The 22,023-nt window shown below is 68.6% G+C and carries 19 protein-coding genes and 1 pseudogene; 8 read left to right on the plus strand and 12 right to left on the minus strand.

From position 1 onward, the window contains the following. Nucleotides 1-60: 60 nt before the first annotated feature. Nucleotides 61-1,395 carry an MFS transporter gene (locus AAFF32_RS18505; RefSeq protein WP_342315982.1) on the minus strand — a complete coding sequence of 445 codons (1,335 nt, stop codon included), beginning with the start codon at nt 1,393-1,395 and terminating at the stop codon, nt 61-63. A 163-nt stretch (nt 1,396-1,558) separates the two neighbouring features. Here AAFF32_RS18505 and AAFF32_RS18510 point away from each other — a divergent pair, with 163 nt between their 5' ends. Then, complete coding sequence (locus AAFF32_RS18510) at nt 1,559-3,139, plus strand: choline dehydrogenase (protein WP_342315983.1); 1,581 nt, start codon at nt 1,559-1,561, stop codon at nt 3,137-3,139. 188 nt (nt 3,140-3,327) lie between these two features. Further along, nucleotides 3,328-4,608 (plus strand): annotated as a pseudogene (locus AAFF32_RS18515) (serine hydrolase domain-containing protein); the annotation flags it as partial. Nucleotides 4,609-5,126: 518 nt separating this feature from the next. Here AAFF32_RS18515 and AAFF32_RS18520 read toward each other — a convergent pair. The 7 genes from AAFF32_RS18520 to AAFF32_RS18550 form a co-directional block, all read right to left on the minus strand. After that, nucleotides 5,127-5,576, minus strand: a complete 450-nt coding sequence (locus AAFF32_RS18520; RefSeq protein ID WP_216963679.1) for a hypothetical protein — start codon at nt 5,574-5,576, stop codon at nt 5,127-5,129. Between the two features lie 975 nt (nt 5,577-6,551). Then, entirely contained in the window at nt 6,552-6,947 is a 396-nt protein-coding gene (gene gcvH / locus AAFF32_RS18525) for a glycine cleavage system protein GcvH (protein ID WP_216963682.1), read from the minus strand. 100 nt (nt 6,948-7,047) lie between these two features. Continuing rightward, complete coding sequence (locus tag AAFF32_RS18530; protein WP_216963684.1) at nt 7,048-7,683, minus strand: 2-hydroxychromene-2-carboxylate isomerase; 636 nt, start codon at nt 7,681-7,683, stop codon at nt 7,048-7,050. 5 nt (nt 7,684-7,688) lie between these two features. After that, nucleotides 7,689-8,810, minus strand: coding sequence for a glycine cleavage system aminomethyltransferase GcvT (gcvT, locus tag AAFF32_RS18535; RefSeq protein ID WP_216963687.1), 1,122 nt, complete (start codon nt 8,808-8,810; stop codon nt 7,689-7,691). A gap of 100 nt (nt 8,811-8,910) precedes the next feature. Next, on the minus strand, nt 8,911-9,426 hold the full coding sequence (locus AAFF32_RS18540) for a hypothetical protein (RefSeq protein ID WP_216963690.1): 516 nt from the start codon (nt 9,424-9,426) through the stop codon (nt 8,911-8,913). Then, on the minus strand, nt 9,426-9,866 hold the full coding sequence (locus AAFF32_RS18545; protein WP_216963693.1) for an NfeD family protein: 441 nt from the start codon (nt 9,864-9,866) through the stop codon (nt 9,426-9,428). Before AAFF32_RS18545 ends, AAFF32_RS18540 begins: the two co-directional genes overlap by 1 nt. Before the next feature lie 3 nt (nt 9,867-9,869). Further along, on the minus strand, nt 9,870-10,829 hold the full coding sequence (locus AAFF32_RS18550; protein WP_216963696.1) for an SPFH domain-containing protein: 960 nt from the start codon (nt 10,827-10,829) through the stop codon (nt 9,870-9,872). Nucleotides 10,830-10,960: 131 nt separating this feature from the next. Between AAFF32_RS18550 and AAFF32_RS18555 the strand changes: the two genes are divergently transcribed. From AAFF32_RS18555 to AAFF32_RS18565, 3 genes are read left to right on the plus strand one after another with little or no spacing between them, the layout of a single operon-like run. Next, entirely contained in the window at nt 10,961-11,572 is a 612-nt protein-coding gene (locus AAFF32_RS18555) for a sigma-70 family RNA polymerase sigma factor (protein ID WP_342315985.1), read from the plus strand. Beyond that, nucleotides 11,565-12,326, plus strand: coding sequence for a hypothetical protein (locus AAFF32_RS18560; RefSeq protein WP_342315986.1), 762 nt, complete (start codon nt 11,565-11,567; stop codon nt 12,324-12,326). The genes AAFF32_RS18555 and AAFF32_RS18560 overlap by 8 nt, the downstream gene beginning before the upstream one ends. A gap of 29 nt (nt 12,327-12,355) precedes the next feature. Next, nucleotides 12,356-13,483 (plus strand): PDZ domain-containing protein, encoded by a 1,128-nt coding sequence (locus tag AAFF32_RS18565; protein ID WP_216963704.1) that lies wholly within the window; start codon nt 12,356-12,358, stop codon nt 13,481-13,483. 157 nt (nt 13,484-13,640) lie between these two features. On the opposite strand, the gene AAFF32_RS18570 is transcribed toward AAFF32_RS18565, so the two are convergent. The 4 genes from AAFF32_RS18570 to AAFF32_RS18585 all read right to left on the minus strand — a co-directional run bounded on the left by AAFF32_RS18570 (nt 13,641) and on the right by AAFF32_RS18585 (nt 18,390). Further along, nucleotides 13,641-14,588 (minus strand): DUF6607 family protein, encoded by a 948-nt coding sequence (locus tag AAFF32_RS18570; RefSeq protein WP_342315987.1) that lies wholly within the window; start codon nt 14,586-14,588, stop codon nt 13,641-13,643. A 50-nt stretch (nt 14,589-14,638) separates the two neighbouring features. Then, nucleotides 14,639-16,933 (minus strand): TonB-dependent hemoglobin/transferrin/lactoferrin family receptor, encoded by a 2,295-nt coding sequence (locus tag AAFF32_RS18575; RefSeq protein WP_342315988.1) that lies wholly within the window; start codon nt 16,931-16,933, stop codon nt 14,639-14,641. Nucleotides 16,934-17,117: 184 nt separating this feature from the next. Further along, nucleotides 17,118-17,342 carry a hemin uptake protein HemP gene (locus tag AAFF32_RS18580; RefSeq protein WP_342315989.1) on the minus strand — a complete coding sequence of 75 codons (225 nt, stop codon included), beginning with the start codon at nt 17,340-17,342 and terminating at the stop codon, nt 17,118-17,120. A 79-nt stretch (nt 17,343-17,421) separates the two neighbouring features. Further along, the gene (locus AAFF32_RS18585; protein ID WP_216963716.1) at nt 17,422-18,390 is read right to left on the minus strand and encodes an aldo/keto reductase; all 969 of its coding nucleotides are present in this window, start codon (nt 18,388-18,390) and stop codon (nt 17,422-17,424) included. Nucleotides 18,391-18,708: 318 nt separating this feature from the next. Here AAFF32_RS18585 and AAFF32_RS18590 point away from each other — a divergent pair, with 318 nt between their 5' ends. From AAFF32_RS18590 to AAFF32_RS18600, 3 genes are all read left to right on the plus strand, one after another. Next, the gene (locus AAFF32_RS18590; RefSeq protein ID WP_254200552.1) at nt 18,709-19,287 is read left to right on the plus strand and encodes a TMEM165/GDT1 family protein; all 579 of its coding nucleotides are present in this window, start codon (nt 18,709-18,711) and stop codon (nt 19,285-19,287) included. Between the two features lie 143 nt (nt 19,288-19,430). Further along, nucleotides 19,431-20,501, plus strand: coding sequence for a GGDEF domain-containing protein (locus AAFF32_RS18595; protein ID WP_216963718.1), 1,071 nt, complete (start codon nt 19,431-19,433; stop codon nt 20,499-20,501). A 193-nt stretch (nt 20,502-20,694) separates the two neighbouring features. Beyond that, complete coding sequence (locus AAFF32_RS18600) at nt 20,695-21,993, plus strand: nucleoside transporter C-terminal domain-containing protein (RefSeq protein ID WP_216963721.1); 1,299 nt, start codon at nt 20,695-20,697, stop codon at nt 21,991-21,993. Nucleotides 21,994-22,023 lie beyond the last annotated feature (30 nt).

Genomic DNA, 22,023 nt, shown 5'->3' on the forward strand with positions numbered 1-22,023 from the left:
CTTCGGATGCGGAGTCGGGGCAGCGTGCGCCGGCCGGCGCACGTCGCCATCCGCCGAAGGTCATGGCGTGGCGGCTTGCGTCGCGGCGGGCGGCGTTTCTTCCACGCGACGCGACAGGCGCCAGCCGATGGTCGCGGCCGCGAAGGCGGCCATCGCGCTGATGCCGGCGAACCCGGCGGTGGTCACGCCTACCGCGCGCAGGGCGTTCATGCTCAGCGCGATCGCGGTATCGCCGAAGCGCCACACCGCCGTGTCCACCGCGTTCTGGCCCTTGTAGCGGACGTTGCGCGGGACGCGCGCGTAGAGGCTGTGGCGCGCCGGTTCGGCCATTCCGTAAGCCAGGCCGCGACTGATGATCAGCGCGACCGCCACCGCCGGCAGGCCGAAGACCATCGGCGCATGCGGATCGGTCGCCAACACCACCAACGACAGCGCGAGCATGCTCACCACGGCCCACACCATGATCACCGCGCCCGGCCCCCTGCGCGGCAGCAGCCAGCGCGTGAGCGTGAGCTGGGTGATCACGGTCAGCGCGTTGGCGGCCTGGTCCACCTTCGCGGCGAAGGCGGTGCGCGACACCGCGTCGGCGAAGGTCGCACCCGAATAGTCCGCCACCAGCGCGTAGTTCACGGTGCCGATGCCGTCGGCCAGCAGCAGCAGGATCGCCATGCCGCGCATGAAAGGATCGGAAAACACCTGACGCAGGCCGTCCCACATGCTGCCGCCGATCGGCGCTTCCTGCCCGGTCTCGAAGCGGCGCTCGCCGTGCGTGCGCGCCCAGCGGCCGAGCAGCACGATGCACACCACCGCCACGCCCAGCAGCGAGGCCGACACCAGCAGCAGCGGCGCGACGCCGATGATGTTGACCAGCGTGGCGGTGATCGTCGGCCCCGCCAGCGCGCCGCAGGTGCCGGCCACCGCGATGATCGGAAACAGGCGCTTGGCCTGCTCGCTGGTCCAGATGTCGGACATGAAGATCCAGAACACCGACACCACGAACAGGTTGAACACGCTCACCCAGACGAAGAACACCGTGCCCAGCGCGCGCGGGCTCAGCAGATCGGGCTGGGCGAACAGCGGGACGAAGGCGAACAGGCAGGCGATGAAGAACAGGTACACCAGCGGCACGACGACGCGCCGCGAGTAGCGCGCGATCAGGCCGGCGAAGATCGGCGTGAGGGCCAGCGTGGCCAGGAAGGTGGCGCCGTAGAACCAGGGCAGCTGGGTCGAGCCGACCGCGGCGGAGAGCTGCTCGCGCACCGGCCGGATCACGTAGTAGGCCGCCAGGACACAGAAGAAGTAGGCGAACGAAAGCGCCACCGCCGGCCACTCCCCGCCCCGGATGCGGCGGGCCGGCACGGCGGACGGCTCGCGGTCGTCGTGGCCCTGCGTCATCGCACTGCGGCTCCGGGGGAGAGGTGGCGGCAGTGTAACCGCCGTGCCCGGCCCCGCCATCGCGCGCCTGCCGCCCCTGGGAGCATTTGCTCTAATGGCGGCGCTTACGGTCGGCCGGCCGCTGGCAGGCAGACCGACACACCGATTGGGGCGCAAGGCAAACGTGTACGACTACATCATCATCGGTGCCGGCTCGGCCGGCTGCGTGCTCGCCAACCGACTGTCCGCGGACCCCGACGTCAAGGTGCTGCTGCTCGAAGCCGGCCCGCGCGACAACCACCCCTTCATCCACATGCCCGCCGGCCTGGCCAAGCTGGTCAACAACCGCCGGGTCAACTGGGACTACCACACCGCGCCGGAGCGCGAGCTCGACAACCGCACGCTGTGGTGGCCGCGCGGCAAGGTGCTGGGCGGTTCCAGTTCGATCAACGCCATGTGCTACACGCGCGGCGTGCCGGCCGATTACGACGAGTGGGCCGCGCACGGCGCGAGCGGCTGGGACTGGGCGTCGGTGCTGCCCTACTTCCGCCGCAGCGAGCACAACGCGCGCGGACCCGACGCGCTGCACGGCGACGAAGGCCCGCTGTATGTGTCCGACCTGCGGCACAGCAATCCGCTGTCGCACGCTTTCATCGAAGCCGGCCGGCAGGCGGGCTTCGTGCGCAACAACGACTTCAACGGCCCGCGACAGGACGGCTTCGGCCTGTACCAGGTCACGCAGAAGGACGGCGCGCGCTGCTCGGCCGCCGTCGCCTACCTCGATCCCGTGCGCGGTCGTCGCAACCTGACCATCGTCACCGGCGCGACGGCCAGCCGCGTCACCTTCCAGCACGGCCGCGCCAACGGCGTGGTGTACACCGCGAAGGGCCGCGCCTTCCACGAAGCCGCCGCGCGCGAAGTGCTGCTGTGCGGCGGCGCGCTCAACTCGCCGCAGCTGCTGATGCTGTCGGGCATCGGGCCGGCGATGCAGTTGCGACGCCACGGCCTGCAGGTCGTCGTCGACGCAGCGCAGGTGGGCGAGAACCTGCAGGACCATCTGGACATCTGCACGCTCCAGCACTGCACGCAGCCCATCACCTACGACCGCCTCAGCGACGCGCGCATCGCCTTCGACTACTACCTGCGCGGCCACAGCGGCATCGGCAGCAGCAACATCGCCGAGGCCGGCGGATTCGTGCGTTCGCGCCTGGCGCCGGACGAACGCCCGGACATCCAGCTGCACTTCGTGCCGGCCATGCTCGACGACCACGGCCGCCACCGCCTGTCCGGCGACGGCTACACCGTGCACGCGTGCTTCCTGCGCCCACGCAGCCGAGGCCGGATCACGCTGGCCAGTGGGCATGCCGGCGACCAGGTGCGCATCGAAGCGAACTACCTCAGCGATGCCGAAGGCTTCGATCTGAAGATGATGGTCGAATGCGCAAAGCTCTCGCGCGAACTGCTCGCGCAGCCCGCGTTCGATGCGTATCGCGGCGCGCCGATCTTCCCCGCGCGCAACGACCTCACCGATGCGGAGCTGGTCGAGTTCATCCGCGCCAAGGCCGAGACCATCTACCACCCGGTCGGCACCTGCCGCATGGGCGAGGACGCGCTGTCGGTGGTCGATCCGCAACTGCATGTTCGCGGCGTCGAGGGCCTGCGCGTGGTCGACGCGTCGGTCATGCCGACGTTGATCGGCGGCAACACCAACGCCCCGACGATGATGATCGCCGAGCGCGCCGCCGAGCTCATCCGCGCAGCGTGACGCCGCACCGCCGCGCAGGCCGCCCGCAGACCCGCGCATCGACAAAAGTGAACGGGAAAAAGAGCGCCTCGCGAACTGCGATGGACCGCACTAAAGCCTGCAAAATCAGGGCCGTGGTCGGGACTGTTGCGCCACCCCCTTAGATAGGCGCTATGATCCCCGCGTACTGTGAAGCAGGGGCGAAGGCCATGAATAGCAACGTGAAAAAGCCTTCGCGCGCCCTGCCCCGGGCGTGTGCCATTGCCCTGCTGCTGCCGCTCACGCTCGGCTCCACTGCGCAGACTCCGCAGCACAACGGCATGACGAATGCGGCGCGTGTCCAGAACACCGTGGCCACGACCGTCGCGCGTCCCGCGAACCTGCCGCCGGCCGTACCGCTTCCCGCCGCTTTCGACGTACGTCAATTCGAATCGATGGCGCAGCAGCTGGTCGCCAACCAGCGTGTACCGGGCCTGGCGATGGCGATGGTGCACGACGGCCGCATCCTCAGCGCGCGCGGCTATGGCATCACCGATACCAGCCATGCCACGCCGGTCGATTCGCACACCGTCTTCCGCCTGGCCTCGCTGTCCAAGAGCTTCGCCGGCACGATGACCGGCCTGCTCGTCAACGACGGTTCGCTGCGCTGGGACAGCAAGCTGGTCGACTACCTGCCCACGTTCCGCCTGAGCGATCCGCTCGCCTCGCAGCAGCTCACCGTGGCCGACCTGCTCAGCCACCGCGTCGGGCTCACGCACAACGCGTTCGACCGCGACCTGGAGCAGTACACCGATTACCGCACGCTGACGCAGAAGCTCGCCTATGCGCCGCTGCAGTGCGCACCGGGCACCTGCTACAGCTACCAGAACGTCGCCTTCAGCCTGGTCGGCGACATGGTCTTCGCCGCCACCGGCGACTTCTATGCGCAGGAAGTGCAGCGCCGCATCTTCAAGCCGCTGGGCATGAACGACGCGAGCCTGGGCCTGGAAGGCATCCAGGCCAGCCCGAGCTGGGCGCGTCCGCATGTGCGCGGCCGCGGCGGCTGGGTGTCGATGATGCCCAAGACCACCTACTACCAGGTGCTGCCGGCCGCGGGCGTCAACGCCAGCGCCAGCGACATGGCGCAGTACCTGCTCGCCCACACCGGCCATCGCCCGGACGTGCTGCCCGCGCCGCTGCTGGCCACGCTGCATCAACCGCTGGTGAGCACGCCGAGCGAGATCCGCGGTTCGTCCTGGCGCCGCAGCCGCCTCACCAGCGCCGGCTACGCATTGGGCTGGCGCTCCTATGACTATGCCGGGCACCGCGTGGTCTTCCACGGCGGCGCCGTGCAGGGCTATCGCGGCCTGATTGCGATGGTGCCGGAGCTCGACTTCGGCGTGGCGATCATGTGGAACAGCGAAAGCTCGCTGCCCTCCGGCCTGCTGCCGACCATCCTCGACAACGCGCTCGGCCTGCCCGCCGGCCAGTGGCTGGACGACGACATCGACCCGACGCTCTATGCCGCCGAGTCCAGCGACGACGCCTCGCCCAACGCACCGAACGCGCCGGGCACGCACGCATCGGCTTCGACCGCCGCGCCGCACTGAGCGGCTGATCCGACGCCCTGCGGCGTCATCGCTCACCGGTTCGACGGGCGGGCATTCATCGATGCTTGAGATCGGCGGCGGGCCCGCCCGCGTCGCGCGTGGCGGGTCGTCGCGCGCCGCTTACCGCAAGAGATCCGGGCAACGCACCGCGCCATCTTCCCGTGCAGCGATGCCGCAGGTGTCGCAGTGAGCTGCTGAGTTTCTGACGCAGACGAAGCGGCGGGCTCATCCGATGCCGCCAGTGCCGAGTCGCATCCATCCGGGGCCATCGCTCCGCGCACCCTGCTCCCCTCCGTCGAGGACGGGATACCGCCGCACCGCATTCCCGTGGCGCCTGTCGCCTTTCGAGGCCACAAAAAAAAACTCTCCCCCCGCCTGGGCTGCGGGGAGAGAGCTCGATTACGGTCTTCGGGGCTTTCTTAGATCATCGGAGCCGGGGTAGCCGGCATCGCCGTCACGGACGCCTTCTTGGCGGTCTTCTTGCGGCTCGACTTGCGGGCGGCCTTCTTCGGGGCAGCCTTCTTGGTGGCCTTCTTGCCAGCCTTCTTAGCCGTCTTCTTGGCGGCCTTCTTGGCAACCTTCTTGGTGGCCTTCTTGGCGGTCTTCTTCGCAGCCTTCTTCGCCGGACGCTTGGCAACCTTCTTGGCGGCCTTCTTCGCGGTCTTCTTGGCGGCGGTCTTGCGCGTGGCCTTCTTAGCCGTCTTGCGGACGGACTTCTTGGCGGCCTTCTTCGCGACCTTCTTGGCCGGACGCTTGGCAGCCTTCTTGGCGGCCTTCTTCACGGTCTTCTTGGCGCCAGCCTTCTTGGCTACCTTCTTGGTCGCCTTCTTGGCGGCGGTCTTTTTCTTCGCAGCTTTCTTCATGGCCATGGTATGGCTCCTCGTCAGTGGTTGATCAGCATTGATCAGTGGTCTTGCAGGTCTATCGCCCAGTAGAACCAGAGCCGCGGGAGTCGGACCCGCGAGCAGCCGCCGACGCGCGGGCGCGCCGGTACGGATTCGGTACCGCCCGCGAGTGCGGGCAAACAAAAACCCGGCGCGCGCTGAGCGGACCGGGTTGGATGGAGTGCCTGGCCTGCGTGTGCACGGTGCGCGTTTTCGCGGGGGAAACGAACCCTGCTTCCACCGTGTCGACTGCCCGGTCGGAGGTTCGTTTTGTGCCGCGAGTTGTCGCGTTGTCTGTACTCACTCTCTTCCGCAGGAGACGTCTGCTGGGCGAAACCTAATCACGCTTTTTCGGACTGTCAACAACTTCGCCCAAATTTTTTTCAACGCCGTCGGTGCGGCATCGCCATGGACGGCAGTCGAAGCGGTGCAGCTGACGACGGCGACGAGGACCATCGAACCCGTCGTGCGCACTCATGCATTTCACAAATGGCTTTTTTTTAGGGGTTTGCGAAAACGCTCGCAGCGACGACGCAAAACTCGCGCACATGCACGACGGAGGCGGCGAACCGTTTTCGGGGGGCGCGAAGGCACCCGAAAAAAAATCACCGACGACCGCCCGGTTTCGCGTCGCACAAGCCGATTTGCGCGAAAGTGCGCGAACCCGATGACGGCTTCGAGATGCTCGTGCAGGTCGCGTCGGGCCACTCGACGATGCCTTCGACGGTGGCGAGTGAGCGCGATGGCGCACCCTGTCGCTGGCATCGGACGTCGCGCTTGGATGCTTGGCGGACGTCGCGTTTCGATCGGCGTCGAAGCTCGGATGCACGCGCGCAACGCCTGAAACTCACCCGACCGTCACTTCCCGCAACGCGCGCTCACCGCAAAAAAGAACCGGCCGCACAGGGCGGCCGGTCCGGGTGTCGCGTGCGTCGCGCGAAGGATCGCGCGGCGGTGACGTCAGTGATCTTCTTCTTCGAGCAGCTCGGCGTAGTCGTCCGGCGCCAGCAGCTCGTTGAGCTGATCGGCGTCCTCGATCTCCACGGTGAAGATCCAGCCTTCGCCGTAGGCGTCCTCGTTGATGGTTTCCGGCTTGTCGGTCAGCGCGGCGTTGACCGCCACGACCTTGCCCGACACGGGTGCGTAGACGTCGGAGGCGGCCTTCACCGACTCCACGACGGCGCAGCCGGTGCCCGCTTCCACGCGGTCGCCGACGTTCGGCAGTTCGACGTACACCAGGTCGCCGAGGAGGCCCTGTGCGTGGTCGGAGATGCCGACGGTGGCCTTGCCGTCACCATCGATACGGACCCACTCATGGGACTTCATGAACTTCAGATCGCCGGGAATTTCACTCATGACGGGAGCCTCGAAACGTTTGCGGGGGCGGCGGAACACCGGATGTCGGCGCCTAGTTTAACGGCGCCGACCCGGACCGCGACAGGGTAGCGGATCGCGGTCAGCGTGGCTCGACGGACGGGCGGTACGGCGCACGCGGATGCACGAGCGCATCGCGCAGCGCATCGACGCGGTCCTGGCCCCAGAACGGTTCGCCGTCGAGGACGTAACCCGGCAGTCCCGGCAGGTCCGCCGCGATCGCCGCGCGCGTGTTGGCGGCGTACCGCTCGGCGACGGCGTCGGTCGCGGCCTGCTCCATCACGACCCGCGCATCGAAGCCCTGTGCCTGGAGCAACGCAGCAACGACCTGGGGATCGGCAAGGTCGCGATCCTCCGACCACAGCGCGCGGAACGCCGCGTCCATGTAGCCGGAGGGATCGTGTCCCGCCTCGACCAGCGCGATCGCACAGCCGTCCGCCAGGGCGATGTCGACCGGGAAGAACGCCGGCGACAGGTTGAGCGGCAGGCCGCGCTGTTCGCGCCAGCGCTGCAGTTCGATCAGGCGGTAACGCTGCCGCGCCGGTGCGCGCTTGCCCAGCGGCAGGCCGCCGTTGGCATCGAACAGTTCGAAGATGCGCACCGGCCGGTAGTGCAGGGTCGCGCCCGTCTCGCGTGCCACCGCCAGCACCGCCGCATGCCCGAGCCAGGCATACGGCGAGATCAGGCTGAAGTAGTACTCGACGACGCGCGCGACCACGGCGATCAGCCCAGCACGCCTTCCTGCGGCTGGCCGTCGCGCACGAACGGGAACTTCACCACGCGCACCGGGACTTCCTTGCCGCGGATGTCGACGCGCACGTTGCCAGGCGTGCCGGCCGGCACGCGCGCGAAGGCGATCGCCTTGCCCAGCGTCGGCGAGAACGTGCCGGACAGGATCTCGCCGTCGCCGTTGTCGGTGAGCACCTTCTGGCCGTGGCGCAGCACGCCCTTCTCGTCCATCACCAGCGCGATCATCTGACGCGGCGCGCCGGCCGCCTTCTGCTTCTCCAGCACGTCGCGGCCGATGAAGTCGCGCGGCTTTCCATCAGCTTGGTCGTCCAGGGCCACGGTCCAGGCCAGCGCGGCTTCGTACGGCGAGACCGAATCGTCCATGTCCTGCCCATAGAGGTTCATGCCCGCCTCCAGGCGCAGCGTGTCGCGTGCACCCAGGCCGGCGGGCTTCACGCCGGCTTCCAGCAGTGCGTTCCAGAAAGCGACGGTCTGCGCTTCGGGCACGACCACTTCGAAACCGTCCTCGCCCGTATAGCCGGTGCGTGCGACGAACACGTCGATGCCGCCCGTCGTCTTCGCCTCGGCGGCGACGAACTTGCCGAGCTTGCCGACCGCAGCGCGGTCCTCTTCGCGCAGCAGGCCGAGCACCTTCTCGCGCGCGCTGGGGCCCTGCACCGCGATCATGCCGAAGTCGGGGCGCTCGGTGACCTTCACGTCGAACGCCTCGGCCTGCTCGGTGATCCACGCCAGGTCCTTGTCGCGGGTGGCGGCGTTGACGACCAGGCGGAAGAAGTCCTCCGCGCGGTAATAGATGATGAGGTCGTCGATCACGCCGCCCTGCGGGTTGAGCATGCAGGTGTACAGCGCCTTGCCCGGCACCTTGAGCTTGTCCACCGAATTGGCGACCAGACGACGCAGGAAGTCGCGCACCTTCGCGCCGCGCAGGTCGACCACGGTCATGTGGCTGACGTCGAACATGCCCGCGTCGCGGCGCACCTGGTGGTGTTCCTCGATCTGCGAGCCGTAATGGATCGGCATGTCCCAGCCACCGAAGTCGACCATCTTGGCGCCGAGGTCGCGGTGGGTCTGGTTGAGGATCGTCTTCTGGGTCATGGCGCTGGGAACCTGTGTGCGGGAGCGAGCCCGCGATTATCCCAGAACGGCCGGCGCGGGGCTTTCCCGCATTCACCTACGCCGGCGCATGGACGCGGCGCTACTCGCTGGAGCCTTCGTTGTAGCAGCGCACGCGCGAGGGCTGCACACGCAGGAACTTGCCCGAGGCGCGGTCCAGCCGCATCGCCCAGCGCGCGGCCGGGAGCATGTCCAGCTCGGAGGCACCCGCCGCGCCGGTGTCGATGATCGCGACCACGCTGGTGTCGTCCACGCCGTCGCGCTGGCAGGTGGCGATGGCGACCAGTTCATCGCGGCGCAGCGCGGGGTACGGCAGGGCGTCGGTGATGCGCCAGCGCGGCTCGTCGCCCACCCGGTCGACGAACTGCGCGGCAAGCAGCTGCACCGTGCGGTCTTCGGCATCGTCCAGGGTGACGATGCTGCGCGTGCAGAGCTGGTCGATGCCGGTGCCCGTGCCCACGCAGCTGCCGGTGTTGGATCGGTACCCTTCCGGATAGGGCGGCACCACCTTGCCGATCATCATCGGATGCCCGCCTGCCCATGTACCGCCACCGGCGCACAGGCCGGCCAGCAGCAGGCACGCGGTGTACAGGCGCATCACTGCGCGGGCTCGACCATGAGCGTCATGCCGCGCGTGGCGATGATGCGCACGACGGTACCGGCGGGAAGTTCCGGGCCGCTCACGTCCCAGTACGCATCGGCGATCTGCACGCGACCGTGACCGTTGACGATGGCCAGCTCCAGCGGCACGACGCGTCCGACCAGCGCCTGCGCGCGACGGTTCAAGTTGGGCTGGTCGCTGCGGGGTTCCCGGCCTCGAAACCACGTGCGGTACACCTGGATGGAGACGAAGCTGAGCACTACGAACGCCGTCACTTGCGCCAGCACCGGCACGCCCGGCACCAGCAGCACGATCGCGAACACCGCCGCTGCGGCGAAGCCGAGCCACAGCATGAACGCTCCCGGCGCCATCGCTTCGGCGGCGAACAGCAGCAGCGCCACCACCGCCCAGGTCACCGTCTGCCAGTCCCACTGCATCGGTCAGCCTCCCGTCCGCGGCGACGGCGGCGGCGTAGCAATCACAGGCTTGCGGTCCATCGCTTCCTTCGCCAGTTCGGCGATGCCGGCCAGCGAGCCGATCACGCCCGCCGACTCCATCGGCATCATCACGAACTTCTGGTTCGGCGCCTCGGCCAGCGCCTTGAACGCCTCGATGTACTTCTGCGCGACGAAGTAGTTGATGGCGCTGACGTTGCCGGCGGCGATCGCATCCGACACCAGCTGCGTCGCCTTGGCTTCGGCTTCGGCCAGACGCTCGCGGGCCTCGGCCTCGCGGAAGGCGGCTTCGCGCTTGCCTTCGGCGGCGAGGATCGCTCCCTGCTTCTCGCCCTCGGCACGCAGGATCTCCGCCTGCCGGTGGCCCTCGGCCTCCAGGATGTTGGCGCGCTTCTCGCGCTCGGCCTTCATCTGCCGCGCCATGGAATCCACCAGGTCGCGCGGCGGCTGGATGTCCTTGAGCTCGATGCGGTTGACCTTCAGGCCCCACGGATGCGTGGCCTGGTCCACGGCCACCAGCACCTTGGCGTTGATCTCGTCGCGCTTGGACAACGATTCGTCCAGGTCCAGCGAACCGATGGCGGTGCGGATGTTGGTCATCACCAGGTTGAGGATGGCGACCTCCAGCTGCGCGACCTCGTAGGCGGCCTTGGCCGCGTCGAGCACCTGGAAGTAGACGATGCCGTCCACCTTCACCACGGCGTTGTCCTTGGTGATGACGTCCTGGCTGGGGACCTCCATCACCTGCTCCATCATGTTGATCTTGCGGCCGACGCCGTAGACGATCGGGATCAGGAAGTGCAGCCCCGGGTCCATGGTGTGGGTGTAGCGGCCGAAGCGCTCCACCGTCCATTCATACCCCTGCGGCACCATCCGGACCGCCTTGAGCACCAGGACGACACCGGCGAACAGCAGGACGACGCTCAGTACTGCACTCAGGCTCATGATCCCCTCCTTCTGATGGCCCGAGTATAGGCGCAGGGACCTGAGCAGGCCGCTGCGACGATTTTCCCGGTCCCCGCATCCTTGGGAATGACATGCCATCGAACGCAGGCCCCGAGCCCTTGTCTCCGCCCGTGACACCAACGACCGACGCGCCCCGCAGCAGCTTCGCCATCGATGTCCCGGAGGCGCTGCTGGCGCGCGTGCGGGCCGGCGAGCGGGCGGCATTCGAACAGATCTACCGCCGCTTCGAGCGCCCGGTGTTCAACCTGGCGCTGCGCATGCTCGGCGGCGGCAAGGGGCCGGATGGTCACGAGGAGGCGGCGGACGTGCTGCAGGAAACCATGCTCAAGGTGTTCGGCCGGATCGGCGATTTCCGCGGCGGCCACGGCGAAGGCGCCAGCCCGTTCTGGGGCTGGGTCCGCCAGATCGCCGTGAACGAGGCGTTGATGCGCCTGCGCAGCCAGCGTCGCCACGTGCATGACGTCGCGCTGGAAGACGACGACTTCGTCGTCGATCCGGCACCACTGCCCGCAGCGGCCGCCGATGCCGCCGCGCTGGGCCGCGCGTTGGCACGGCTGCCCGACACCACCCGAAGCGTGCTGTGGCTGTACCACGCCGAGGGTTACACGCACGAGGAGATCGCCGCGCTGATGCAGCGCACGCCGAGCTTCTCGAAATCCCAACTCGCGCGCGGCAGCCGCCGCCTGCGCGATCTGCTCGAACCGGAGAAGGCCCATGCCTGACACCGAACGCACCACCCCGCCCGCCGACTGGAGCGGCGCCTTCGCCGCATTGCCGGTGGAAACGCCGCCGGACGGTGGCTGGCAGCGATTGCAGCAGGCGCTGGATGCGCCCGTCGCGCGCACGCAGCGCCGCAGGCATTGGCCGGTGTGGCTGGCCGCCGCTGCGATCGGCGCGATCGCGCTGGTTCCGGCGCTGCGCCATTCCGACGACGCCGTCGCGCCGGGCGACGCGCCCATCGCCGCGCACAAGCGCGCGCCGGTGGACACTTCACGCCCGCCCATCGCCACGTCGAAGCGACCCGAGACGCGCGTGGCGACGACGACCGAACCCACGCAGGCTCCGTCGCGCGACGACGGCGCAGCCGCTTCGACGAAGCCAACCGCTCCGGACACCGCACCACGCATCGCCGCGACGACACCGCCTTCCCCCGCACCGGACGCGCAAGCCGCCGAACTGCGCGCCGGCATCGCCGCATTGCAGTCCGAATCCGCGCAGCTCGAAACGCTGCTGGCGCTGGCGCGCGACGACCGCGTCGCATCGGCCAACGGCGCGGCGCTGGCGGTCGAGTTCGACCGCCGCATCGGTCGCATCGATGCCTCGCTCTCGCAGCCCGGTCTGGCCGACGCCGATCGCGCTGCGCTGTGGCAGGCGCGCGTGGCGACGATGCGCGAACTGGCGGGCATCGAAACCACGCAGCGCTGGCTCTTCGCCAGCGGCGAGCGCTACGACGGCGCGCTGGTCAGCGTCGACTGACTCCCCACTTACCCCGCAGGACCGAACCCATGATTCCCATCCGCACCACACCGACGCTGCTGGCCGCAACGATCGGACTGCTCCTGGCCTGCGCGGGCGCTGGCGCGCAAACCAGCAAATCCGACGCCGACAAGGCGCGCGAGCTGGAGAACGCGCGCACCGAACTCAACCGCGCCGCACAGCGCTATGCCGAACTTTCGCGCGAGAACATCAAGTTCGACCGCGTGCAGTTCGAGCGAGAGTTCGAAAAGCGCTTCGCGCGCCAGCCGGTGCTGGGCGTGGTGCTCTCGCCCGAGCCGAAGGCCGGCGTGCGCATCGCCGCCGTCACGCCGGACAGCGCCGCCGCCAAGGCCGGACTGCGAAGCGGCGACGTGCTCACCGCCATCAACGGCAAGAACCTGGACCAGAAGGACGCCGACGCACGCCTGGAGCAGGCCCGCGCGCAACTGCGCACGCTGGACGTGAAATCGCCGATCGCGCTGGCCTACACGCGCGATGGCCGCGCCGCGACCGCGCGCGCCACACCGCAGATCGGCGATCGCCTGCTGGTCACGCGCGACGCCGACGGCAACCCGCTCGCCCGGCCGATGGCGATCGTCGCCCCGCAGGTGCGCAACGAACTCATCCGCCTGGACTGCGACCCGGGCGACGACGACTGCCGCCTGCCCGCGCTCACCGAAGCCTTCCGCTGGAACGGCCTGAACCTGGCGACGGTGGACGCGCAGCTGGGCCGCTACTTCGGCACCGATCGCGGCGTGCTGGTGTTGAGCACCGGCCCGGAGCTGGCCGGACTGCAAGCGGGCGACGTGATCCAGCGCATCGACAACAAGCCGGTCAATTCGCCGCGCGAAGCCATGGCCGCGCTGCGCGGCAAGCCCGCCGACAGTCGCGTCGGCGTGACTTACCTGCGCGACCGCAAGAGCGCCACCACGCAGATCACGGTGCCGAAGACGGCGATGCTGCGCATCCCGCGTCCACCGGTGCCGCCGCTCCCGCCCGCGGCGCCGAAGCCGCCTGCCGTTCCGGCCGTGCCCGCGTTACCCGCGCCGCCGACCGCGCCGAAGCCGCCTCAGGCGATGACGCCTCCGTCGCCGCCTGCGGCGCCACGGGCACCGGAGCCTCCGGAGCCGTCCGTCGTGGTCGTGCGATCGTTCTGAACTGGCGCAAGTAAAAAGCCCCTCCTCCGTCGCCGGAAGAGGGGCTGGGACGAATGCGGGCAGCGCGGCGACGTGGCAAGGCACCGCGCGGCGCGCTTCATCCCTCCCCTGCACGCTTGGGAGGGAGCGACTGCGGCAGGTGGAACCTACAGCTCAATCAACGCTGCGCCGCCGCCTCGACCGGCGCGCGCTCGACCCACTTGTCGAACACCGCATCGATCTGCGCATCGCGCACCTTCTTGCCCTTCTCGAGCGAGCCGGCCTGCTCGAACAACGGGATGATCATCGCCATGCCGTCGATCTTGGTCTTCAGGTGCACGCCCGGCGGCTGGGCGAGGAATCGATCCCAACGCGTGCGCACCTTCGCCCAGAAATCCTTCGTGGCGTTCCAGTAGGTGTAGGCGGGCTTGAAGTCGACTTCCGTCGTCTTCTGGTAGTCGTTGAAGCCGAACTCGCGCGCCAGTTCCACCTGCGTGCCGTCGGGCTTGCGCAGCACCTTGGTGTTGAACTGCTCGTGCGTCCAGCCGCCCGGCGTCAGCGTGTGGCGATTGACCGCGCTGATGGCGTTGTAGTCGTGGCGCTGCGTGTACTCGCGACGCGGCAGCGGGCGCCAGCTCAGGTCGCTGGTCCAGGTCGGCACGTTGTTGTCGTAGGTCCATTTGCCCGTGCCGCAGTAGCGCGGTGCGTCGCTGACCTCGTACACGCACTGCGTCCACGCGCCCTTCGAGAGCGCGGCTGGAATCGCCCGCACCTGCCAGGTCTGGTCGGCGCTGAACTCGAAGCGCGTCGGCGCTTCATACGTCCAGTCCTGGCGCCAGTGCTTGGTCACGTGGCCGCTCTTCTCGTCCACCAGGATGTGCTGCAACACGATCTTGTCGGGCGAGTCCTGCACCACGATCACGACCTCGTTGCCGCCGCTGCGCATCGCCGGATGGCGTTCGTAGCCCGGCGCCAGCAGGACGGTTTCGTCGAAGGCGAAATCGACGATGTATTCACCCTGCATGGCGAGGATGGACGCGTGGTCACGCGTGGTATCGGCGAAGGACGCCGGCGAGACGACGGCGGCGAGGAAGCCCAACGGAAGGGCGAGCGTGCGAAGGTTCATGGCTGGCTCGATGTCACGGAAGAAATGGATAGAGGGGAACGACGGGAGCTTCACCAGCTCACCGCCAGGCTGATGCCGACGTTGCGGCCCGGGCTGGTGTAGCGATCAAGTACGGCGCTCGACGCGAGCGTGCCGTTCGGCACGTCGCCCGCGTCCCAGTACTTGCGGTCGGCGAGGTTGAACGCGCCCGCGTTGAACACCGCGCCCGGCGCGAAATTCCAGTGCGCGAGCAGGTCGAACACGCCGTAGCCCGGGATCTCGAACTGGTTCGCCGCCGGCAGTTCGTCCTTGCGTCCGGCGAAGCGACCGGCGAGTTCGACGCCCCAAACTTCGGCGTCGTAGGCCAAGCCCAGCGTCGCACGCAGCGGGTCGATCGACGGCAGTGGATCGTTCGTCGTGCGGTCCTCGCCCTTCGACCACGCGGCGGCGCCGCGGATCGACCAGCCGGCCAGTGCATCGCTGAACGCACCCAGGTCCACGCCGGCGCGCGCTTCGATGCCGTAGATCTCCGCGTCCTCGATGTTCTGCGACTGAAACACGATCAGCGGCGTCTGCGGCGGCGCGCTCACCTGCACGGACGACTCGATGAAATCGTCGTAGCGGTTGTAGTAGCCCGACACTTCCGCGTACACGGCGTCGTTGGAGAAGCGCAGGCCCAGTTCGACGCCATTGCTCTTTTCCGGCTTGAGGTCCGGATTCGGAATCGCCGTGTAGCCGAACTGCAGGTTGGTGAAGCCCAGGTTGACGTCGCTGTAAGGCGGCGCGCGGAAACCATGCTGGTAGCCGCCGAACAGCGACCAGTCCTGGCTGAAATGCCACACTGCGCCGAGCTTGGGCGACACGCTGGTTTCGCTCAGGTCGGCGACCTGCACGCCCGGGTTGTCCTGCGCGAAGATCGTGTCGATCTTCGGCTCCAGCTTGTAATAGTCCACGCGCACGGCCGGAATCAGGCGGAACGCGCCGTCGGCGAAGGACATTTCGTCCTGCACGAACAGCGCCGCCTGCGTGGTGTCGCTCACCGGGAAGTCGCGCACCGGGAAGGTGTCAGGCGAGATCACGTTGGTGACGGTGCCGGTGAGCAGGTTGGTCGCGCGGCCATCGCGCTTCTGCTTGAACTCGGTGCGGGTCAGCTCGACGCCGTAGGTGAATTCGTGGTCCACCGTGCCGGTCTCGACCGCCTTGTGCAACACCGCGTCCAGGCCGGTCAGGCGTTGGTCGAAGTTGAACTCGCGCTCGCGCAGCACCGGGTTGATCGCGACGCCGGCCCGCAGCGTGGCGCGTTCCTCGCGGGTGCGCTGCGTGGTCTCGCTGTCCTGGCGGTAGATCTGCCATTGCAGGGAATCGGCGATGCCCGCGTCGAGCGCATCGACTTCGTGCGCGAACGCGACGCGGGCACGCGTCTGCTTGTCGTCGCCGGTCTGCGAGGTCACGCGCACCGACGGCGGCGTGCCCGGGATCGTGGAGGTATCGCCCAGCGCGTTGAGCACGTCGGTGTCGACGTTGTCTTCGTTGCCTTCGACGGTGAGCTTGAAGCGCTGGTTCTCGCTCGGCGCGAACACCAGCTTGGTGAGCAGGCTGCGGCCGTCGTAATCCTGCGGATTGGGCGCGGTGCGCGTGGTACCGCGGCTGCGGTTCTCGCCCATGTTCTCGCGCTCCTGGCCCTGGTGATGGCCGACCGCGACCAGGCCCGACCAGCGATCGCCGCCGAAGGCCGCCGTCGCACCGCCGAACAGCCCGTTGTCTTCGCCGAAGTAGCCCAGCTTCAGACCGAAGTAGGCGTCCTTGCCGTCCGCCAGGTAGTCCGACGGATCCTTGGTCACGAAGGAGACGACGCCGCCCAGCGCGTCGGAGCCGTACAGCGCACTGCCCGGCCCGCGCACGACTTCGACCGCCTTGAGCGTGTCCAGGTCAACGAAGTTGCGGTTGGCGTTGGAGAAGCTGCCGATCGAGAACGCGTCCGGCACCGAAATGCCGTCGGTTTCGATACGCACGCGATTGCCGCCCAGGCCGCGGATGCGGATGTCGCCCAGCCCGCCGAAGCGGCCCGAACCGCCGGAGACGGTGATGCCGGGCTCGTAGCGGAACAGGTCGCGCAGGTCGCGGACCAGGTGGCGGTCCATTTCGTCGCGATTGATCGCGGTGACTACGTTCGGGACGTCGTCCAGCGCGCGCTCGGTCAGCGTGGCGGTGACGACGATGCGGTTGAATTCGTTCGCGGCGGCGGCCGCCGCGGCAGCGGTGACCAGCGATGGATCGCTGCCGTCGGGCGTGGCATCGGCGGCGGACGCGACGGCGGGAATGGCAAGCAGGAGGGCCAGTGCCAGGGTGTTGCGGACAGGGTGCATGCGCGTGCTCGGAGTGGTTTCCGAGGCGGCTGGCAGCCGTTGCCGGCGGGCGGGCTTGCCTTCGTGAAGTTGAGAGTGCGGCCGCCGGATGCGGCCGTGCGCGGCGACCTTCCCCAAGATCGCCGCGCCATGGAGGTCGACCGAGGCGGCCGGGAGAGAGCGGCCGCCGTCGATCAGGGAAGGATTACTTGGTGAGGATCAGCTTGTCGTTGCGCGTGTGGCGCAGACGGTAGACCTCGCCGCCGTGGCGGATCAGCACTTCGCGGCCGCCACGCAGCAGCTCGTCGCTTTCGACGAGGCCGCTGGCGAACGGCAGGCCGACGGGCGCACCCGGCGCGACCGCGGCGATGGGCGGCGTCAGGCGTTCGGTACGGGGCTTGAGCTGCAGCAGCGTGGGACGCATCGACATGGGCGTGGCTCGTTCAGGGCTCGCCGATGATGATAATGATTCTCATTTATGAGTCAACAGGCCCGGCCGCGATTTTGTTTCACCCGGTCGCGGCCTCCACCCGCTGCCAGTCGCCTTCCGACAAACGATCGGCCAGTTCCAGCGCCTCCAGGTTCTGGATCAGCTGTTCCGGTCGGCTGGCCCCGAGGATCACGCTGGAAACATGCGGATTGCGCAGGCACCAGGCGATCGCCAACGGCGCCGGCGCGAGGCCGAGCTCCTGCGCGATCGCGACGAAGCGCCGTGCACGTTCCACGCGCTCGCCCTCGCCTCCCAGCACCGTGCGCTGCAACCAGCCCAGGCCTTCGCGCCCCAGACGCGCCTCCGTCGGTACGCCTGCGTTGTACTTGCCGGTCAGCAGGCCCGAGGCCAGCGGCGACCAGATCGTCGTGCCCAGGCCGTACTCGGCGTAGAGGGGCGCGTACTCCAGCTCGACACGCTCGCGGTGCAGCAGGTTGTACTGCGGCTGCTCCATCGTCGGCGCATACCAGTGGTTGGCGCGGGCGATCTTGTGCGCCTCGCGGATCTGCGCCGCCGTCCATTCCGAAGTGCCCCAATACAGGACCTTGCCCTGGCGGATCAGCACGTCCATCGCGCCCACGGTCTCTTCGATCGGCGTATCGGGATCGGGGCGGTGGCAGTAATAGAGGTCCAGGCACTCCACGCGCAGGCGCTTGAGCGCGGCGTGGCAGGCATCGGTCACGTGCTTGCGCGAGAGGCCGCGCTGGGTCGGCCCGGGCTCGTTGGCCGAACCGAAGAAGACCTTGCTGGAGACGCAGAAGCCGTCGCGCGGCAGGCGCAGGTCGGCGATCACGTCGCCCATCACCTTCTCGGCCTCGCCGTTGGCGTAGGTCTCGGCGTTGTCGAAGAAGTTGATGCCGTTGTCCCAGGCCGCGGCGATGAGTTCACGCGCGGTGGAGCGCCCGATCTGGGCGCCGAAGGTCAGCCAGGCACCGAAGGAAAGGGCCGACAGCTGCAGGCCGGACGAGCCGAGGCGGCGGTATTGCATGGGGGGAACTCCGGAAGGACGGTCCGGTTCAGTTTAGCCCTGCCCCCGTGGCCTTCCGGTCGGTACAATGCGCGCACTTCCTCCTCCGGGGAGTAGCCCATCCGCGATCCGGCCCGCCGGCCTCGCGGGGATCTGCGTCAACACACTTGGCCCACCGGCCATGGCGCAGGAGCGGCAGCCAGCCGGCGTTTCGACGCGCGGCGAGCGACCACGGGCAAGACCGAAGGCAGGCGTCATGCGAGCAACTGGCGAAAGCCGGGTCGGGCCGCGTGACGGCTGCCTTTCGCGTCCACGCGAAAGCCCGACCTCGGAGTCCCCATGGATCACTTTCCGCTCATGTCGGCCGCCATTTCGGCGGGCACCGTCGCGCTCGCCGAAATCGGCGACAAAACCCAGCTCCTCGCCTTGCTGCTTGCCGCTCGCTTCCGCAAGCCGCTGCCGATCATCGCGGGGATTCTCGTGGCGACCCTGCTCAATCACGCGCTGGCCGGCTGGTTTGGCACGCTGGTGGCGCAATGGCTGACGCCGGAGGTGCTGCGCTGGGTGGTCGCCATCAGCTTCTTCGCCGTGGCGCTGTGGACGCTCAAGCCGGACAAGCTGGACGAGGGCGAGGAATCGCTGCCCGCGCGCGGCGCATTCGTGGCGACGACGTTCGCCTTCTTCCTGGCTGAGATCGGCGACAAGACCCAGGTCGCCACCGTTCTGCTGGCCGCGAAGTACCAGCCCCTGTGGGAAGTGGTGGTCGGCACGACGGTCGGCATGCTGCTGGCTAACGTGCCGGTGGTGCTGCTGGGCAGCAAGCTGGCCGACCGCCTGCCGTTGAAGGCGGCGCGCTACACGGCGGCGGTGGTGTTCCTCGCCCTGGCGGCGTGGGCCGCATTCCGCGGCATCGCCTGACATCCGGCCTGCGCCACGCCACGGTGCCGCGCTATGCTCGGCGCGGCACCGCTAGGGCCACGCGATCGGGGGAGTGGATGCTCGGAACCGGCGGAAGGGTCCGCGATGTCATCGCCGCGCTATTGGCGAGGCCGGACGAAATCATGCTCGAGATCGGCGCCGGCGGCGAGCTGATGGTCGCGCGCCTGCGCGTGGTCATCGCCGCGATGCTGCTGGTCCTGCCGGTGGCAAACGCGCTCGGCGGCGGCAGCGTGAAGGACACCATGGTCGGCCTGGGCGGCGCGATCGTGATCAACATCTTCGCCCACCTGTGGCTGGCGCTGGCGCGGCGGCGGCGGTTGTTCCGCTGGCTGCCGTTCGCGTCGTCGGCGTTCGACGTCACCGCCACGACGGTGCTGCTGCTTCTGCTCGCCTCCGACCACCTGCCCGCCGGCGTGAACAACCTCACCGCCTGGTGCGGCTACGTGGTGGCGATCGTGCTGACCGCGCCGCGCAGCGACGGCCGCATCGCCCTGTTCGCCGGCGCGCTGGCGATCGGCCAGTACAGCCTGCTGGTGCTGTGGGTGTTCGCTTCGGCCAGTTCCCCGGAGCAGCTCATTTCCAGCGACTACGGCGCGATCACCGTGGCCAGCCAGTTGCAGCGCATGCTGCTGCTGGTGATCTTCACCCTGATCACGGCGATGGTCGTCTACCGGATGCAGCGGCTGGTGGAGATGTCCGGCACCGACGGTCTGACCCGCCTGCCCAACCGCACGTGGCTGATGTACCGCGTGCCGCGCCTGTTCGACAGCGTGCGCCACGACGGCGACAGCCTGACCCTGGCGCTGATCGACCTGGACCACTTCAAGCGCATCAACGACGCCCACGGCCACCACGCCGGCGACCGCGCCCTGCGCCACGTCGTCGCCGTGCTGCGCGAGCTGGCCGAGCCGGGCGAATGGCTGGTGCGCATCGGCGGCGAGGAGTTCGTCCTGCTGCTGCGCAAGCCGATCGGGACGGCCTGGGAGCGCGTGGACGCGATCCGCCGCGCCCTGGGCGAGCGGCCGTTCGAGCCCGAGCGCGGAGCGGACAATGTGGCACTGAGCTTCAGCGCCGGCCTGGCCGGCTTCCCGCACGAGGGCTCGGACCTCTCGCGTCTGTTGCGCCGGGCCGACGGCCGCCTCCAGCAGGCCAAGCTGCAGGGCCGAAACCGGGTCGTGGCGCGGGATACCTGACCGCGCATCGCGCTGTTTTCGTACCCCCGAAGCGGGCGAGCCCCTCTGGCACGGCCCACCGCCCGCGGTCCCGGCGGCGTCGTAAACTACGCGCCGCCGCAGCCATGACCCGCCCCCCTCGAGGGCTCAGGGCCGCATCATTCCTGAACGACAACGACTCGCTGCCGGCCGCCGGTTGCATGGGGAGAACTGAGTGGAAGCCATTACCCGGGTGGCCTTTGGCCTGTTTGGTCTTGCGGTGCTCATCGGCATCGCGTGGCTGTTCTCGAACAACAAGCGTCGCGTGGACTGGAAGCTCGTCGTCACCGGCGTGAGCCTGCAGGTCGCCTTCGCGGCGCTCGTGCTGCTGGTGCCGGGCGGCAAGGATGTCTTCGACGCCATCGGCCACGGCTTCGTGAAGGTGCTCAGCTTCGTTGGCGAAGGCTCGAAGTTCATCTTCGGCAGCCTGATGGACGTGAACACCTACGGCTTCATCTTCGCCTTCCAGGTGCTGCCGACGATCATCTTCTTCGCCGCGCTGATGGGCGTGCTGTACCACCTGGGCGTGATGCAGGCGGTCGTGCGCGGCATGGCGTGGGTGATCACCAAGGTGATGCGCGTGTCCGGTGCGGAAACCACCAGCGTCTGCGCCAGCGTCTTCATCGGCCAGACCGAGGCGCCGCTGACGGTGCGTCCGTACATCCCGAAGATGACCGAGTCGGAGCTGATCACGATGATGATCGGCGGCATGGCGCACATCGCCGGCGGCGTGCTCGCCGCGTACGTGGGCATGCTGGGCGGTGGCGATCCGGAGCAGCAGGCGTTCTACGCCAAGCACCTGCTGGCGGCCTCGATCATGGCCGCACCCGCGACGCTGGTCATCGCCAAGATCCTCGTGCCCGAAACCGGCGAACCGCTGACGCGCGGCACGGTGAAGATGGAAGTGGAGAAGAACACCGCCAACATCATCGACGCCGCCGCGGCCGGTGCCGGCGACGGCCTGCGCCTGGCGCTGAACATCGGTGCGATGCTGCTGGCCTTCATCGCGCTGATCGCGCTGGTCAACTGGCCGCTGACCTGGATCGGCGACGTCACCGGCATCTCGGCCGCGATCGGCAAGCCGTTCGACCTGGCGACGATCTTCGGCTATGTGCTCGCGCCGCTGGCCTGGGTGATCGGCACGCCGTGGCAGGACGCGTCCACCGTGGGCAGCCTGATCGGCCAGAAGGTCGTCATCAATGAGTTCGTGGCGTACCTGCAACTGGCCGACATCGTCAACGGCAAGGTCGCCGGCGTCACGCTGACCGACCAGGGTCGACTCATCGCCACCTACGCGCTGTGCGGCTTCGCCAACTTCAGCTCGATCGCGATCCAGATCGGCGGCATCGGCGGACTCGCGCCGGAGCGTCGCCAGGACCTGGCGCGCTTCGGCTTGCGCGCAGTGCTGGGCGGTTCGATCGCGACGTTCATGACCGCGACGATCGCCGGCGTGCTGACCTGGTTCGGTAGCTGAAAGCCGGGATTCGGGATTAGGGATTCGTGA

Source organism: Lysobacter sp. FW306-1B-D06B (assembly GCF_038446665.1).
In the GTDB taxonomy this organism is placed as follows: Bacteria; Pseudomonadota; Gammaproteobacteria; order Xanthomonadales; family Xanthomonadaceae; genus Lysobacter_J.